13 protein-coding genes are annotated in these 15,470 nt (G+C 53.9%); 9 read left to right on the forward strand and 4 right to left on the reverse strand.

The window, feature by feature from the left end; translation table 11 throughout:
* Positions 1-364 precede the first annotated feature (364 nt).
* Positions 365-1,009 carry a TrmH family RNA methyltransferase gene (locus tag HNR65_RS17575; RefSeq protein WP_220128447.1) on the forward strand — a complete coding sequence of 215 codons (645 nt, stop codon included), beginning with the start codon at positions 365-367 and terminating at the stop codon, positions 1,007-1,009.
* Positions 1,010-1,097: 88 nt separating this feature from the next.
* The gene (locus tag HNR65_RS17580; RefSeq protein ID WP_232364835.1) at positions 1,098-2,933 is read left to right on the forward strand and encodes a cation:proton antiporter; all 1,836 of its coding nucleotides are present in this window, start codon (positions 1,098-1,100) and stop codon (positions 2,931-2,933) included.
* Between the two features lie 15 nt (positions 2,934-2,948).
* Here HNR65_RS17580 and larB read toward each other — a convergent pair whose 3' ends face one another.
* The 3 genes from larB to guaA are packed head-to-tail and all read right to left on the reverse strand — an operon-like array spanning position 2,949 to position 6,120.
* Positions 2,949-3,698 (reverse strand): nickel pincer cofactor biosynthesis protein LarB, encoded by a 750-nt coding sequence (gene larB / locus HNR65_RS17585; RefSeq protein ID WP_181552843.1) that lies wholly within the window; start codon positions 3,696-3,698, stop codon positions 2,949-2,951.
* A 6-nt stretch (positions 3,699-3,704) separates the two neighbouring features.
* Entirely contained in the window at positions 3,705-4,583 is an 879-nt protein-coding gene (locus HNR65_RS17590; RefSeq protein WP_181552844.1) for a coiled-coil domain-containing protein, read from the reverse strand.
* A 7-nt stretch (positions 4,584-4,590) separates the two neighbouring features.
* Positions 4,591-6,120 (reverse strand): glutamine-hydrolyzing GMP synthase, encoded by a 1,530-nt coding sequence (gene guaA, locus HNR65_RS17595; RefSeq protein ID WP_181552845.1) that lies wholly within the window; start codon positions 6,118-6,120, stop codon positions 4,591-4,593.
* A 155-nt stretch (positions 6,121-6,275) separates the two neighbouring features.
* Between guaA and HNR65_RS17600 the strand changes: the two genes are divergently transcribed.
* The 7 genes from HNR65_RS17600 to HNR65_RS17630 all read left to right on the forward strand — a co-directional run bounded on the left by HNR65_RS17600 (position 6,276) and on the right by HNR65_RS17630 (position 14,735).
* Positions 6,276-7,037 carry a phosphoribosylanthranilate isomerase gene (locus tag HNR65_RS17600; RefSeq protein ID WP_181552846.1) on the forward strand — a complete coding sequence of 254 codons (762 nt, stop codon included), beginning with the start codon at positions 6,276-6,278 and terminating at the stop codon, positions 7,035-7,037.
* Positions 7,038-7,152: 115 nt separating this feature from the next.
* Positions 7,153-7,716: an elongation factor P gene (efp, locus tag HNR65_RS17605; RefSeq protein ID WP_181552847.1), complete on the forward strand. Its 564-nt coding sequence runs from the start codon at positions 7,153-7,155 to the stop codon at positions 7,714-7,716.
* A gap of 306 nt (positions 7,717-8,022) precedes the next feature.
* Positions 8,023-8,646 (forward strand): TetR/AcrR family transcriptional regulator, encoded by a 624-nt coding sequence (locus HNR65_RS17610; RefSeq protein WP_181552848.1) that lies wholly within the window; start codon positions 8,023-8,025, stop codon positions 8,644-8,646.
* A 102-nt stretch (positions 8,647-8,748) separates the two neighbouring features.
* Entirely contained in the window at positions 8,749-10,560 is a 1,812-nt protein-coding gene (locus HNR65_RS17615) for an acyl-CoA dehydrogenase (protein WP_181552849.1), read from the forward strand.
* A gap of 244 nt (positions 10,561-10,804) precedes the next feature.
* Positions 10,805-12,883: a (Fe-S)-binding protein gene (locus tag HNR65_RS17620; RefSeq protein WP_181552850.1), complete on the forward strand. Its 2,079-nt coding sequence runs from the start codon at positions 10,805-10,807 to the stop codon at positions 12,881-12,883.
* 107 nt (positions 12,884-12,990) lie between these two features.
* Entirely contained in the window at positions 12,991-13,779 is a 789-nt protein-coding gene (locus HNR65_RS17625; protein WP_181552851.1) for an electron transfer flavoprotein subunit beta/FixA family protein, read from the forward strand.
* Positions 13,779-14,735 (forward strand): electron transfer flavoprotein subunit alpha/FixB family protein, encoded by a 957-nt coding sequence (locus HNR65_RS17630; protein WP_181552852.1) that lies wholly within the window; start codon positions 13,779-13,781, stop codon positions 14,733-14,735. Before HNR65_RS17625 ends, HNR65_RS17630 begins: the two co-directional genes overlap by 1 nt.
* 109 nt (positions 14,736-14,844) lie before the next feature.
* On the opposite strand, the gene HNR65_RS17635 is transcribed toward HNR65_RS17630, so the two are convergent.
* Positions 14,845-15,054, reverse strand: coding sequence for a hypothetical protein (locus tag HNR65_RS17635; RefSeq protein WP_181552853.1), 210 nt, complete (start codon positions 15,052-15,054; stop codon positions 14,845-14,847).
* Positions 15,055-15,470: the final 416 nt, after the last annotated feature.

Here is a 15,470-nt window from a genome sequence, read left to right on the forward strand (position 1 = left end):
TGTGGGAGAGTAGGACGCCGCCGGATTTTTTTTCATAAAAGCCCCGATGCCCCAATACTGGACATCGGGGCTTTTTTGTGACATTATCGGGTGAAACAGCGGACCAACAGCACGAAAGCCGAAACTCGAAATTCGAAAAAAATCCGAAATCCGAATATTGAATGTCTAAAACCCGATCTGTGACGGGTTACCCTGTTTTGAAAAATTTTGGTTCTGTTGATTCGAGATTGCTTCGGATTTCGGGCTTCGTGCTTCGGATTTAGGCGGTTATACCTGCAATCTTCGGCGGACATCCAAGGCTGTGGATCAAAACTTCAAAAACCAGTTAATTGTGTATCTGTCCGGCTTTGCGACCCAAAGGCGCTTGGATACTTTTGAGCGGGTCCTGGCAAATCGCACCCGGTATCTGGCCGTTGCCCTGGAAAATGTCTTTCAGGGCCACAATGCCAGTGCCGTGCTGCGCAGTATGGATTGTTTCGGCATCCAGGACGCCCATATTATCGAAAATGAGTATGAATACCGGGTCAATCCGGATGTGGCCCTTGGTGCCTCCAAGTGGCTGAGCCTGATCCGTCACAATCGCCTTGCCCACAACACCCTTGCTGCGGTATCCGCCCTGCGGATGCGCGGCTACCGGATCGTTGCCACCACACCCCACAGCCGCGACGTTTCCCTGCCGGATTTTAACCTTTATGCCGGAAAATCCGCCCTTTTTTTCGGCACCGAACTCGAAGGTCTTTCTGATGTTTTGATGGACAACGCGGATGAATTTTTGCGCATTCCCATGTATGGATTTACGGAGAGTTTCAATATTTCCGTGTCCGCTGCCCTTGTGTTTTACGAGCTTGTGCACCGTCTCCGGGCCTCGGAGATCAATTGGGGGCTTGCAGAAGAAGAAAAACAGGACCTGCGCCTGCAATGGCTCAAGCAAAGCGTCCGGCATTCGGATCTGCTGATTTCGCGCTTTATGAAAGAAAAAGCCCGGAGTGTTGAGCCGGCCGGCAAATAACAATGTGAACCGGGATGGTTTCGTGTTTATACTAGGTATCTGATCCATGATTGGCAATATTGTCCGGAGGTAATGGTTCGTGGAACTCATGGCTGGCGTTACTCTTCTGCTTTTTCTCGGCGTGCTGGCCCAGTGGCTGGCCTGGCGGCTTCAGCTGCCCTCGATTATGCTCCTGCTGGTCTTCGGTCTGCTGGCCGGGCCTGCGACCGGGCTGATGGATCCGGACGCCCTGTTTGGGGATATGCTGCCTGTGTTTGTGTCTTTGGGCGTGGCCGTTATTCTGTTTGAAGGCGGGATCAACCTGCGGCTCGAGGAGCTGAAATACACCGGGGATGTGGTGCGCAACCTCATTACCGTGGGCGTGCTGGTGACCTGGGTGAGCGGAAGCATCCTGGCGGTTTTGTTTCTGGACCTCCCTTTGATGCTAAGCGTGCTGCTGGGCGCCATCATTGTGGTCAGCGGGCCCACGGTCATCGGCCCCCTGCTGCGGCACGTGCGCCTGCCCCACAATACCGATGCCACCCTGGAGTGGGAAAGCATCCTCATCGATCCCATCGGCGCCCTTCTGGCCGTTTTGGTCTTTGAGGTGATTGTCACCACTTCAAGCCCTGCTGCCGGCACCACCATTTTTCTGCTGGGCATGATCCGGATGATTGCTGCCGGAGCCGTGCTGGGCCTGGCCGGCGCTTATTTTTTGATCCGCATGATTCGCAGGTTCTGGATTCCCGACTTTTTGCAAAATCCCTTTTCTCTTGCCCTTGTGATTACAGTTTTCACCTTTTCCAATTTCATTGCCGAGGAATCCGGCCTGCTGGCGGTAACAGTCATGGGAATTGTGCTGGGCAACCAGAAATCCGTGGCTCTGCGCGATATCATCGAGTTTAAGGAAGACCTGCGGGTTTTGATTATATCGCTGTTGTTTATCATTCTGACAGCAAGGCTGCGGATCTCCGACCTGACGGTCATTGATCCGGGATCCGTGGTCTTTATTGTTTTGCTCATTGTCCTGGTCCGGCCGGCTGCGGTGATGCTGTCGGCCATGGGTTCCAGGCTCCATATCCGGGAAAAGCTGTTTATGGCTTTTATGGCACCGCGCGGGATTGTGGCTGCGGCTGTGTCTTCGATTTTCGCACTGCGGCTGTCCCAAAGCGGGTATCCCATGGCCGATCGGCTTGTGCCGTTGACTTTTTTTGTCATCATTGTCACGGTATTTTTTTACAGTGCCCTGGCATCGCCCCTGGCAAGAATATTAAAAATCGCAGAGCCTCGGCCGAGCGGGTTTCTCATCGTGGGTGCCCACCTGCTTGCCAGAAAAATCGGCATTGCGCTTCATGATGCGGGCTGCCGTATTCTGCTGGTGGACAACCATCAGGCCAACATCAAGGCCGCGCGCATGGCCGGGCTGCCCTGCCGGTTGACCAACGTGTTTACAGACAATATCCGGCTCTGCGGCATCGGCCGGTTGCTGGCCCTGTCGCCCAATGATGAGTTAAACGCCCTGGCCGTGCTGCATTACCGCAAGATTTTTGATCACATGGAAGTCTTTCAGCTGCCGCCCGATGTTGAGCAGGTGCATGCCGAAGAAGTGCTGCCGGGCCATTTGCGGGGACGCTATCTGTATGATAAGCGGGCGAGCTTTTCTTATCTTTACGGCCGGATGCTGGGCAACGGGATTGTCAAAACCGTAAAACTCACGGAGACCTTCAAATACGAAGATTTTTCAAGGTATTATGACAACACTGACATTCCCTTGTTTGTCATTGACAGCAAGGGGCTGGTCATACCCGTGACCCTGGATGCATCCGTGAGCCTTTCTCCGGGCCATACCCTGATTGCTCTGGTGGCGGCAAAAGACGGCGAGCAGTCCCCGGCAACGGTTTCCCGGCCCCAGCAGCCGGATTACGAGTGTAAAAGCCCGTCGTAAGCACTGGGCAAGGGTTTACGGGCGGTTGATCATGGCGGCCATGTACCCGGCGCCAAATCCGTTGTCAATGTTGACCACAGCCACGTTGGAGCTGCAGGCGTTTAACATGGCAAACAGGGCGGTCATGCCGCCCAGGCTGGTGCCGTAGCCCACGCTTGTGGGCACTGCGATCACGGGCCGGTTGACCAGGCCGGCCACCACACTTGGCAGGGCGCCTTCCATGCCGGCTGCCACAACCAGCACAGATGCGCGTTCAATGGATTCTTTGTGGGAAAACAGCCTGTGGATGCCGGCTACGCCCACATCATAGACCGTTTCAACTTCGTTTCCCATGGCCCGGGCGGTCAGGGAGGCCTCTTTGGCAACCGGTATATCCGAGGTGCCCGCTGACATGACCAGAACCGGGCCCCTGCCGCAGATGGGGGGCGGGGTTTTTTCCAGGAGCAGAACCCGGGCATCAGCATGATACACAGACTGCGGAAAAAGTGCCTGAATATGAGCGGCCTTTTGTTCAGAGAGCCGGGTGACCAGCACTCTGTCGTCCTGTGCATTCATTTTCTCCATGATCCCGGCGATTTGCTCTGCGGTCTTGCCCTGGCCGAAAATGACTTCCGGAAACCCCTTTCTCAGGGTCCGGTGATGATCCACATGCGCGTATTCAATGTCTTCCACGAAAACATGCTGCAGGGAATCGGCGGCCGAGGCCACTGAGGTCTGCCCGCTGGCCACGGCCCGGAGAAGACGTTTTAAGGTATCGTTGTTCATGGGCGGCTACTGCAGCTCCTGTTCAATCATTTCCCCTGCGCCGGAACCGGTATTTTTCCCGGAGGTCTGTACTCGTTCCAGGGTTCGGACAATGGCTTCCAAAGACTGGATCTGTTGCTGCAAGTCCTTGATTTGTTTGCGCAATCCGGCTGTATTTTCGTTTATTTTGCGGTTCAGTGTTTTTTCCAGCTCAGCTGTATCGGCTCCTGCCTGGGCTTGTTTTTGCACGGCATTGATTTTTTCTTTCAGGTTGGCCAACCGGTCGCTGAACGCGGCAATGCGCTCTTCTGCTTCATTGATGCGCGGGCCGAGTTTCCCGGCTTTGCCAAGGGTTTGTTCCAGGGCGGTGGTGGTTTCACGGAGCTTTTCCAGCTCCGCAGTAATCCGGGACTCCAGATCGTTGATTTTGGATTGTGCGGCTTTTTCCCGGGCGGACACCTGCTTTTCCACTCCGGCGATCCTGTTTTTCGTTTCCCGGCGCAATTCGGCAAGGGTTTTTTCAAGTTGGGAGTTGGCTGAAGACAGGCTCTTTACCTGTTTTTCCAGTTCCAGCACCCGGGCCTTGAGCTGTCGGGTGGGTTCGCTGACCAGATCCGAGAGGGCGGAGAAACGCTGCTCCACCATCTCTTCGATGTTTTCTTCCACCTGCCGGGATTGGCGGTCCTGTTGGGCCTCAATTTGCCGGATTCTGTCGTCGAGAATAAAATAACCGAAAAACAGGAGGCCGGCCAGCAGCCCGAAAAGCAGAAGAAAAAGAATGCCGGCCTTGAGACCCGGGGCAGAGGCTGGCTTTTTTTTGGGCGGCGCGGCGCTTTTTTTTGTCCGCGAGTCGATTTCATCTTCTGTAAAATCGATTTTAAAGCCTTTTGGATCCTGTTCTTCCATATTCTTCCTACTCCCATTCGATTGTGCTGGGGGGTTTGGAACTGATGTCATAGACCACCCGGTTCACCCCGTTGACCTCGTTGATGATCCGGTTGGAGATGGTGCCCAGCAGCTTGTGGGGCAGTTTGGCCCAGTCGGCTGTCATGGCGTCCACGCTGGTTACCGCACGCAGGGCCACGATGTTTTCATAGGTGCGTTTATCGCCCATGACGCCCACGCTTTTGATGGGCAGCAGCACCGCAAAGGATTGCCAGACCTTTTTGTAATAGCCCGCGGCCCGGATTTCTTCGAGCAGGATGGCATCCACCTTTCGAAGCACGCTCAAACGTTTGCGGGTGACTTCGCCGATGATCCGTATGGCCAGGCCGGGACCGGGAAAAGGCTGGCGCCAGACCAGTTCCTCTGGCAGTCCCAGGGTTTTGCCGAGTTTGCGGACTTCATCCTTGAAAAGAAATTTCAAGGGCTCGATGAGTTTGAGCTTCATTTTTTTGGGCAGACCGCCCACGTTGTGGTGGGACTTGATAATGGAAGTGGGTCCCCCGAAAGCGGATTGGGATTCGATGATGTCCGGATAAAGGGTGCCCTGGGCCAGAAATTCTGCATCCTTGATTTTGCGGGCCTCTGCTTCAAACACGTCCATGAAGACTTTGCCGATGATCTTGCGTTTTTTTTCCGGATCTGTAACCCCCTTGAGCGCGTCTGTAAACTGCTTGCCGGCATTGACATAGTCAATGTTCATTTTCAGATGCTGGCCGAAGAGTTTTTTCAGGCGGGCCCCTTCATCCTGCCGCAGCAGCCCGTTGTCCACAAAAATACAGGTGAGCTGCCTGCCGATGGCCTGGTGGATGAGCATGGCCGCCACAGATGAGTCCACGCCGCCGCTCAACCCCAGAATGACCTGCTTGTCACCCACTGCGTTCCGGATTTCAGCCACTGCATTTTTTGCAAAGCTCTTCATGGTCCAGCCGGCTGTGCATCCGCAAACGGAAAACAGGAAATTTTTGAGCATCTGTTTGCCCCCGGGGGTGTGCTCAACTTCCGGATGAAACTGCAGACCGTAAAATTGCCGTTTATAATCGGCCACGGCGGCCATGGCCGTGTTTTCTGTCACCGCAGTGGTGACAAAACCTTCGGGGAGCTCGGTGATGGCGTCTCCGTGGCTCATCCAGCACCGGGCGGATTCTTCGATGCCTTCCATCAGAGGGTCCGGGTTTTGAATCCGGAGCCGGGCAAAACCGTATTCCCTTTTGTGTGCTTTTGAAACGTTTCCGCCCAGAGCGTGAACCATAAACTGCATGCCATAGCAAATGCCGAGTACAGGGATGCCGAGATCAAAAATGGCCTCTGATACTTTTGGGCTGTTTTTTTCATATATGCTGGCCGGTCCTCCGGAAAGAATGATGCCCTCGGGATTCAGGTCTTGCAGTTGCTTGATTTCAATATCCGGGGGTTCAATCTGGCAGTAGACTTTCTGTTCCCGCACGCGTCTTGCAATCAGCTGATTGTACTGAGAGCCAAAATCAATGACAACTATCATTTGTGCCTCAAATCGGAAGTTTTTGTTGGCTGATCCGGCGGAAAAAGGGCTGCGGCATCCGCGCAAACCATTTGCTTAAACAAAATGAATATGTTAAAGCAACCCGCAAATGTCAACGCTATTTTTTCTATTCATGCGCAAAACGGAGCTTTTGGTTGATTATTCAGATATATGAAATCCAGACACCCCGGGAAGCTGAAGCAATGGCGGCCCTTGGGGTGGATCATATTGGTTCGGTTCTCACGGCCGCAGATGACTGGAAACAGCCGCAGCTTTGGCAGACCATTCAGGAGGTGGCCGCTGCAGGGGCCAAAAGCAGCCTGATTCCGCTGTTTGATGATATGGATGCCATCAGCGCGGCCCTTGATTATTATCAGCCGGACATGATCCATTTCTGTCACACGGTGCTCGACGCTCCTGAAGGCTGGGAACCCTGGTGCGGGCGGCTGATGTCCATGCAGGCCACGGTAAAGCAGCGTTTCCCCCAGATTGCCGTCATCCGTTCCATCCCTGTACCGCCTCCGGGCATGGGCGGGGATTTGCCGGTTCTGGAACTGGCCAGGCATTTTGAGCCATTATCGGATTTTTTTCTTACCGACACCCTGCTGCTGGAAAACAATGCCCTGCAGCATCAGCCGGAAAACGGGTATGTGGGCATCACCGGCAGCATTTGCGACTGGGATACGGCTGCGCGTCTGGCTGCCCAGAGCGCCATTCCGGTGATTGCCGCCGGAGGGCTGTCGCCGGACAATGTCGGCGATGCGGTTAAAGCCATTGCTCCGGCCGGGGTGGACAGCTGCACCCTGACCAATGCCCGGGACGCATCCGGAAGGCCCATCCGTTTTTCCAAGGACCCGGAAAAAGTTGCCCGGTTTGTGGCAAAAGCCAGGAAAGCCGCCGCTCAATCCGGTATGTAACAGCTAATCTTGATAAGCCTATAAAAAGTATTTTTTACAGGCAGTGTTAAGTTTTAAGTGATTAAGTATTAGGTAAAATCAAAAAGTTATTTTTTTAAATAGGAGAGAAACAGTTATGTATGAAAGCGGAGACCTGCGCAAGGGGCTGAAAATTGAAATCGACGGCGATCCCTATGAGATCGTGGATTTTGAATTTGTCAAGCCGGGAAAGGGCCAGGCCCTTTATAAATGCAAGCTCAAAAACATGATCACCGGGGTTCAGTTTGACAAAACCTACCGGTCCGGGGAAAAAATCAACAAGGCCGATCTCGAGGAGCAGGAAATGGAATACCTGTACACGGACGGCGATCATTATCACTTCATGAACACCTCCACCTTTGAGCAGGATTCCATGTCAGCTGAGCAGCTCGGTGATTCGGTGAAGTTTTTAAAGGAAAACACGGTCTGCGACGTCTTGTTTTTCCAGGGCCGGCCCATCGGGCTTTCCCTGCCCAATTTCATCGAACTGCGGGTGGTGCGCTCTGATCCCTGGGTCAAGGGGGATACAGCTTCGGGCAGCTATAAGCCGGCTGAACTGGAAACCGGACTGACCGTGCAGGTCCCCCCGTTTGTGGAAGAAGGCCAGAAACTGCGCATCGATACCCGAACAGGCCAGTACGTGGAACGGGTAAAGGAATGATGGCCCCGTAAAAGTCCATTATCTGCGTTACGCGCAATTTCTCAGAATTTCACGTACGGGTAACTACGCTGCATTCTTCGAAATGGCGCAAGCCTTGATCTTGAACTGTTTACAGCGCCATCTGAAATCAGAATTTTTACGGTGCCATCAAGGAATAACCGTCCTGATTTTTGTCTGTCTGACCTGGAATCGCAATTTCCGCAAAAGAATTTTCCTTGACAGGTTTGTTTTTGCTTTGATAATGAATGAAGCTTCATTCACTGAATGAGTGCTCATTCAATTCACTGAGTCAAAACAAAGGCGGACATGGACAGGGAACAAGCAAGAACCGGGGCCATCAACTCCAAATACCATCTTATTCTGGATGCGGCAATAAAGGTGTTTGCCGAACAGGGCTTTCATCAGGCCACCATATCCCAGGTGGCCAGGGAAGCCGGCGTGGCCGACGGGACCATATACCTGTATTTCAAAAACAAAGCCGATATTCTGTCGAATTTTTTCAGCTACCGCAGCCGACAGGTGTTTGACCGATTCCGCCAGGTGGTGGATCAAGCCGACAGTGCCGAAGAAAAGCTGAGAAACCTGATTCGGCTTCATTTAAGCGAGTTTCAGCGTGACCGGAACATGGCCGTGGTCTTCCAGCGCGAAGCCCTGCTGGCCAGGTATGTCAAGGATGAATACATCATCGAGGTCACCCGGATGTACATGGATATTTTAACTGAGATCATCCGCCTTGGCCAGGCGGAAGGCACCATTCGCAAGCAGCTGCCCCTGGGGCTGGCAAAGCGCTTTATTCTCGGGGCGGTCAACGAGGTGATCAATACCTGGGTGGTCACCGGCGGGGAAAAGGACATGGTGAAAATGGCTGATCCGCTGGTGGATTTTTATTTTGACGGCATCGGCACCCGGAGCAATCCCGAAATGCCGTAATACCGAGGCTGCTGATGCCGCAGATCATGTGCAGGGAAAACCGCATTGCCGGTTTGCCGGCAAATACGAATTAATACGTTATTAACAAAAGGGAGAAAACAGATGGCACAACAAATTTCGGATCGCCGGGACATGGATTTTGTCCTGCATGAGCAATTGAATGTCGGAGAGCTGAGCAAGAAGGAAAAATATGCGGAGTTCAACAAAAAAACCGTTGATCTGGTGATCAACGAGGCCCGCAATCTTGCTGTAAAGGAAATCCTGCCCACACGCCAGGAGGGTGATGAAAAGGGATGTGTGTTTGAAAAGGGCAAGGTGACCACCCCTGAGATTTTCAAGCGCCCCTTTGAACTGCTCAAGGAAGGCGAATGGGTGGCCATGACCGAAGATCCCGACTGGGGCGGCCAGGGCATGCCCAGAAGCGTTTCCATGGCCGCGGCCGAGTATTTCAACGGCGCCAACTATGCTTTTATGATGTATGCCGGTCTCACCCACGGCGCCGGCCGCCTGGTGGAGACCTTTGGCACGGACCGTCAGAAAAATCTTTTTCTCAAAAATATGTATACCGGCAAATGGACCGGTACCATGCTGTTGACCGAGCCGGTGGCCGGCTCTGACGTGGGCCGCCTGGAAACCAAGGCCATTCCCCAGGGCGACGGCACCTACAAGATTGAAGGCCAGAAGATTTTTATCTCCAGCGGTGAGCATGACCTGGCGGAAAACATTGTCCATCCCGTGCTGGCCCGCATTGAGGGCGCTCCTGCCGGCACCAAGGGCATTTCCCTGTTTCTGGTGCCCAAGTACCGGGTCAGTGAAGACGGCAGCCTGGATCAGTTCAATGATGTCAATTGCGTGGGCATCGAAGAGAAAATGGGCATTCACGGAAACGCCACCTGTACCCTGAGCTTGGGGGATAAGGGCGAATGCGTGGGTGAACTGCTGGGCGAGGAAAACAAGGGCATGCGCGCGATGTTCCTGATGATGAACGAAGCGCGCCTGCTGGTGGGCATGCAGGGTTTTGCCTGTTCCACGGCCTCTTATATCAACTCGGTGAATTATGCAAAGGAACGCATCCAGGGCCGGCACCTCACCAAGATGCTGGAAAATGATGCCCCTGCGGTCGCCATTATTCAGCATCCGGATGTGCGGCGCATGCTCATGACCATGAAATCCTATGTTGAAGGCATGCGCAGCCTGCTTTATTACGTGGGCTGGTGTGAGGACATGGCCGACGTGGTTGACAGCGAGGAGGAAAAGGAAAAATACAAGGGTCTGGTGGATCTCCTGATTCCCATTGCCAAGGGCTATGTCACCGATCGCGCCTATGACGTGTGCAATCTGGGCATGCAGGTATACGGCGGCTACGGCTATACCAAGGAATACCCCCAGGAGCAGTTGGTGCGCGACTGCCGGATCACCATGATCTATGAGGGCACCAACGGCATCCAGGCCATGGACCTGATGGGCCGCAAGCTCGGCATGAAAAAAGGCAAGCTGGTCATGGATCTCATGGGTGAAATTACCGCCACCATCAACACTGCCAAGGGTCTGGAAAAAGTCCAGCCCCATGCCGAAACCCTGGAACAGGCATTGAACAAGCTGGGCGAGGCGGCCATGCACCTGGGCAAAAGCGCAATGTCTGAGAAAATCCTGGACGCATTTGCCTATGCTTATCCGTTCATGGATGTGTGCGGGGATGTGTGTATGGCATGGATGCTGCTGTGGCGTGCCTCTATTGCAGAAAAAGCCCTGGAAAAAGCAAAGAAAAAAGATGTGGCCTTCTACGAAGGTCAGATCAAGAGCGCTCAGTTTTTCTGCAACACTGTGCTGCCAACCACCCTGGGCAAAATTCAGGCCATTCTCGCAACTGACGGCGCGGCAGTGGAGATTGATGAGGCCTCCTTTAACGGGTAGGGCCCGGAAACGGTCATACCAAAACCATTTTGTTTAGAAATGCAGGCACAAAAGCAGGGGGGCTTTGAGGCGACAAGCCCCCCTGCTTTTGACGCAGGGAAATTTTTCTTGACTCCAACTCGTTAATTAATTATTGATGAATGCTCATCTATAATATATCAAATGGCTTATGGAGCAGACACCTGCTGCTATAATAATAAGCAAATGCTCGAAATCATAAGATGAAAGGAGCAAGCGGCAAATCATGGAACATGTGCTGATTTCACCAGCAGCCTATACATTTTTCGGGATCCCCACGGTGATTTTCTCCGTGCTGATCCCCATTGTTGCGGTTGCCCTGTTTGCCTATATTGTTGCCAAGCGCCTGGCGCCCATTGTCAAGGCAAAGCCCGACTTTCGATTTGACCGGCCCAAAGACCGGATTCTCAATGTGCTCAAGATCTGGCTGGCCCAGTGGAAGCATCCCCGGTACATGACAGCGGGCGTGATTCATATCGTGATTTTTTTCGGATTTCTCATTCTCTCGGTTCGATCCACGGAACTTGTGATCAAGGGAATATCCGCGGATTTCGTGTTTCCCGGGCTCAATACCTGGGTGGGCGACATTTATTATCTGCTCAAGGATTACGCGGCCACGGCCGTGTTTATCGCAGTGGTGGCCGCATTTGTCCGGCGGGTGTATTTCAAGCCCGAGCGCTATGCCTATCCTGAATCCTATGGTGAGGATCATACCTGGGAGGCGCTGTTGGTGCTGGGCTTTATTGCCACCCTGATGGTTACCGAGAGTCTGTTTGAAGCCGCTGAGGTGGCCGCCCAGGTCCAGGCAGGCGTTGATCCGGGTTTCCTGGCCCCGGTGACGCTGGGGTGGCTGTTTAAAAACATGCTGCTCAACGCCTCCCAGCAAACCCTTCAGGGCGCCCATGTGATTTCCTATTACATCCATGACATCGTGTTTTTCACCTTTCTGTGCTTTTTGCCCCTGGGCAAGCATTTCCACGTGCTCACATCGATTTTCAATGTTTACTTCATGCGCCTGGAGCGCGGCAATATCCGGCCTGTGAAATACGGGGTCAAAGACGAGGATCTCGATTCCCTGGAATCCTTTGGCGTCAAGCGATACGAGGATTTCACCTGGAAGGACATCCTGGATTTCTATACATGCGCCGACTGCGGCCGATGTTCGGACAACTGCCCGGCAAATGCCGTGGGCCGTCCGCTTTCGCCCCGTTTTATCTCCCTGAAAGGCCGGGATTACGCATTTGAGCATTACCCCCTCCGGGGCGATTTCATCAAAACCGATGCCAATATCATGGGAAAGGTTTATTCCGAGGACGAAATCTGGTCGTGTACCACCTGCGGCGCCTGCGAGCAGGAATGTCCCATCGGCATCGAGTATATCAACAAGATCGTGGACTTGCGCCGGGGCATGGTCGATGAGGGCAATGTTCCCCAGTCCCTGCAAAAACCCCTGCAGTCTTTGGAAAAACGGGGCAATCCCTACGGCAAGATGGAAAAAAAGCGCGCCGAGTGGACCAAGGAACTGGCAGATGAATTTGAGGTCAATGTCCTTGAGAAAAAAGGTGCCACTGCGGACACCCTGTATTTTGTCGACAGCGTGACCTCTTTTGACGAACGCATGCAGGCCGTGGCCCGGGCAACGGCGCAGATCCTGCACAAGGCCGGTGTGAATTTCGGCGTGCTGGGCAAGGCGGAAAAAGATGCCGGAAACGAGGTCCGCCGCTTTGGCGAGGAAATGCTGTTTCAGGAATTGAAGAATCAAAATATCGACGCCATTGTCAATGCCGGGGCCAGACAGATTGTCACCGCAGACCCGCATGCCTACAATGTCATGAAAAACGATTATAACAGCAATGACCTGCCGCCTGTGGAGCATATTGTCCATTTTCTGCTGCGCAGTATCCGAAACGGTCAGATAAAGCTCGGCAGCCTGTCCGAGGATCTGGCAGGCAAGACCTTTGTCTATCATGATCCCTGTTATCTGGGGCGGCACAATGATATCTATGATGAACCCAGGGCGGTGCTGGATGCCATTGCCGGCCTGCGGCGGGTGGAAATGGAAAGAAGCCGGGATCGCTCCTTCTGCTGCGGCGGCGGCGGCCTGATGCTGTTTTATGAACCGGAAGAAGATGAGCGCATGGGCGTGCGCCGGGTGAGAATGGCCCGGGATGCCGGCGCAAGCGTGATTGTCACGGCATGCCCCTTCTGCCTGACCAACATTGAAGACGGCATCAAGGTGGCCGGACTCGAAGGCCAGCTGGAAGCCATTGATCTGTGCGAACTGGTTGCCATGCACATGCAGTAGGAGAAATTCAGGTGTCATGGCTGCCTTCGGGAGGTCGGGCCCGGGACGGCAGCCGCTTATGGATTAAATAAATAGCGGAGTCTAACGAACAAGGTAGGGAGGAACATATGGAAATTTTGGTGTGTGTCAAACGCGTTCCTGATACCGCGGAAAACGAGATCGAGATCAACAGCGATGGAAACGACATTGAAAGAGACGATCTGGTTTACTCGGTAAATGAATGGGACAATTATGCAGTGGAGGAAGCCATCCAGCTCGTTGACGAGCACGGCGGTTCCGTGACCGTGATCACCGTGGGCGATGAGGAGTCCGAGGAAGTCCTGCGCCGGGAAATGGCCATGGGCGCTGAAAAAGGCATTCTGCTCGACGATGACGCCTTTGAGGGTTCAGACGGCCGGGGCATTGCCGCGATTCTGAAGGGTGCCGTGGAAAAAGGCAATTACGATCTGATTCTTACCGGCGCCCAGGCGGATGAAGGCTATGCCCAGGTGGGCGGGATGCTGGCAGCCATGCTCGACTATCCCTATGCATCCCTGGTTAACATGATTGAGCCCGGCGATGGCAAGCTCAAGGTCGGCCGGGAAATCGAGGGCGGCAACCAGGAAGTCAACGAGATCGAGCTTCCCTGCGTGCTTTCAATCCAGACGGGTATCAATGAACCCCGTTACGTGGGTATCCGCGGCATTCGCAAGGTGGCCTCAGTGGATATTCCCACCATGGGAGCCTCTGATCTGGGACTGGATGCCGGTTCCGTGGGCGAGGGCGCAGCCAGGGTCAAGCGCATCGACTACTTCGTGCCGGAGATGGGCGAAGGCGCTGAAATGCTTGAAGGCAGCACCGAAGAGATCATCGACAAACTCATTGAACTCTTAAAGTCCAAAGGAGGGATAAAGTAATGGCCCAGATTTTTGCCTATATTCTGCATTCAGACGGTGCGTTGGATGATACGGCCCTGGAACTGCTGGCAGCAGCCAAAAAAATCGATGCCAATGCTGATGTGACCGCTATTGTCACCGGCAGCGGTATTGACAGTGCTTGCAGCAAGGCCGCCGAGTCCTATAAAACCGTATGGAAAATGGACAACGAAGCGCTTTCCTATCCCAACGCGGAAGTGGTGCGCAAAGCACTGATCAACACCCTGCCCGCAGACGCCATTGTTTTAATGGCCCATGATACATTCGGCATGGACCTGGGTCCCGGGCTTTCCATCAAGCTCGATTCGGCCTTTGCCTCTGACGTGGTGGATATCGAAGGTGTAGAGGGAAGCACCATGAAGCTCATCCGCCAGGAATTTTCCGGCCAGGTCAGCGCTCATGTGGATTGCGACATTTCCGCGGGTGCTGTGATCAATGTCCGGCCCGGGGTTTTCCAGGCCGCCGAAGGCCAGGCCGGTGAAGTGGTGGACAAGTCCGGTGAAATCGGCGATGTTTCGGCCAAACGCAAGTTTGTCGAGGTTCTGGAAGCAGAGGCCGGAGAAGTCGATATCACCAAGTCGGATGTGCTGGTATCGGTTGGCCGCGGCATCGAGGATGAAGACAATCTCGAGATCGTGTTTGAACTCGCCGAGGCCATGGGCGCAGACGTGTCCTGTTCCCGGCCCATCGTGGACGCCAAGTGGCTGGAAAAAGCCCGTCAGGTGGGAACTTCCGGAAAGACCGTAAAACCCAAGGTTTACATGGCCATGGGCATCAGCGGTTCCTTTCAGCACATGGGCGGCATCAAGGGCAATCCCTTTATCATTGCCGTGAACAAAAACCCCAAGGCCCCGATTTTCCAGGTGGCAGACGTGGGTGTGGAAGCCGATATCCTGGAGTTCATTCCCGAACTCACGGAAAAAGTCCAGGAACTCTAGTTTCTGCCGCGGAATTTTTTGCGGAAAAAGAAATAAAACCGGCTGGTGCAGCATTTGCTGTGCCAGCCGGTTTTTTTTATTTGAAACGCTGAATTTGGGTGACAGAAAATTACAGTTTTTCAGGCTCGCAGAGGTATTCTGCGCTGTTTGCCGCACGGCCGCAATTTTTGCAGACAAACTGCGGGTCGCGGACATATTTCTTGTAGTCTTCTGTATTGTTTTTCACAAACCCCACGGCACTGGCCACGCAAAGGTGGGATTCATGTCCGTAGTGCATGTCCGGGATCTCAAAGGGCAGCGGGAAAATATCCTTTGCCATTGTTGCCTCTCCTTTCTGATTTTTGTCATCATCAGTATGTGATTGCTGGTTTCCACACCCAAAAACTATGTCTGATCCCGGGCAAAGTCAAATTCCGGTGCCTTGTTGCGTGGCGGTTTTCGCATGCGGCAGGCCCGGGGCGGTTTGCTCCCTGCTGACCGCTTGCGCGCTCAATGCGACTCACAACCCGCCCCGGGCCTGCCGCATGGCCAGTCGTTGAAGAGTCGCGCAGGGACGTGGAAAACCAATGGCTTTCATCTTGGTTTTGGATTGGTTATTTACAAGCATCAAAGAAGTTCCATGGGCTATGGGGTGGTGCCGCCCTGGCGGGCGCATTGCACGTTGGGCCGGCCAGCAGTTCTTGGCGAAGCGGAGCGGCCGCGGCCGAATTACTTCGGCCGCAGCGAAGCAAGCCT

The sequence above is a fragment of the Desulfosalsimonas propionicica genome (genome assembly GCF_013761005.1).
In the GTDB taxonomy this organism is placed as follows: domain Bacteria; phylum Desulfobacterota; class Desulfobacteria; order Desulfobacterales; family Desulfosalsimonadaceae; genus Desulfosalsimonas; species Desulfosalsimonas propionicica.

Coding starts and splice junctions, on each gene's coding strand:
- HNR65_RS17580 (WP_232364835.1), top strand. CDS start 1,098: ATGGCTGGCGTTACTCTTCTGCTTTTTCTCGGCGTGCTGGCCCAGTGG.
- larB (WP_181552843.1), bottom strand. CDS start 3,698: ATGAACAACGATACCTTAAAACGTCTTCTCCGGGCCGTGGCCAGCGGG.
- HNR65_RS17590 (WP_181552844.1), bottom strand. CDS start 4,583: ATGGAAGAACAGGATCCAAAAGGCTTTAAAATCGATTTTACAGAAGAT.
- guaA (WP_181552845.1), bottom strand. CDS start 6,120: ATGATAGTTGTCATTGATTTTGGCTCTCAGTACAATCAGCTGATTGCA.
- efp (WP_181552847.1), top strand. CDS start 7,153: ATGTATGAAAGCGGAGACCTGCGCAAGGGGCTGAAAATTGAAATCGAC.
- HNR65_RS17610 (WP_181552848.1), top strand. CDS start 8,023: ATGGACAGGGAACAAGCAAGAACCGGGGCCATCAACTCCAAATACCAT.
- HNR65_RS17615 (WP_181552849.1), top strand. CDS start 8,749: ATGGCACAACAAATTTCGGATCGCCGGGACATGGATTTTGTCCTGCAT.
- HNR65_RS17620 (WP_181552850.1), top strand. CDS start 10,805: ATGGAACATGTGCTGATTTCACCAGCAGCCTATACATTTTTCGGGATC.
- HNR65_RS17625 (WP_181552851.1), top strand. CDS start 12,991: ATGGAAATTTTGGTGTGTGTCAAACGCGTTCCTGATACCGCGGAAAAC.
- HNR65_RS17630 (WP_181552852.1), top strand. CDS start 13,779: ATGGCCCAGATTTTTGCCTATATTCTGCATTCAGACGGTGCGTTGGAT.
- HNR65_RS17635 (WP_181552853.1), bottom strand. CDS start 15,054: ATGGCAAAGGATATTTTCCCGCTGCCCTTTGAGATCCCGGACATGCAC.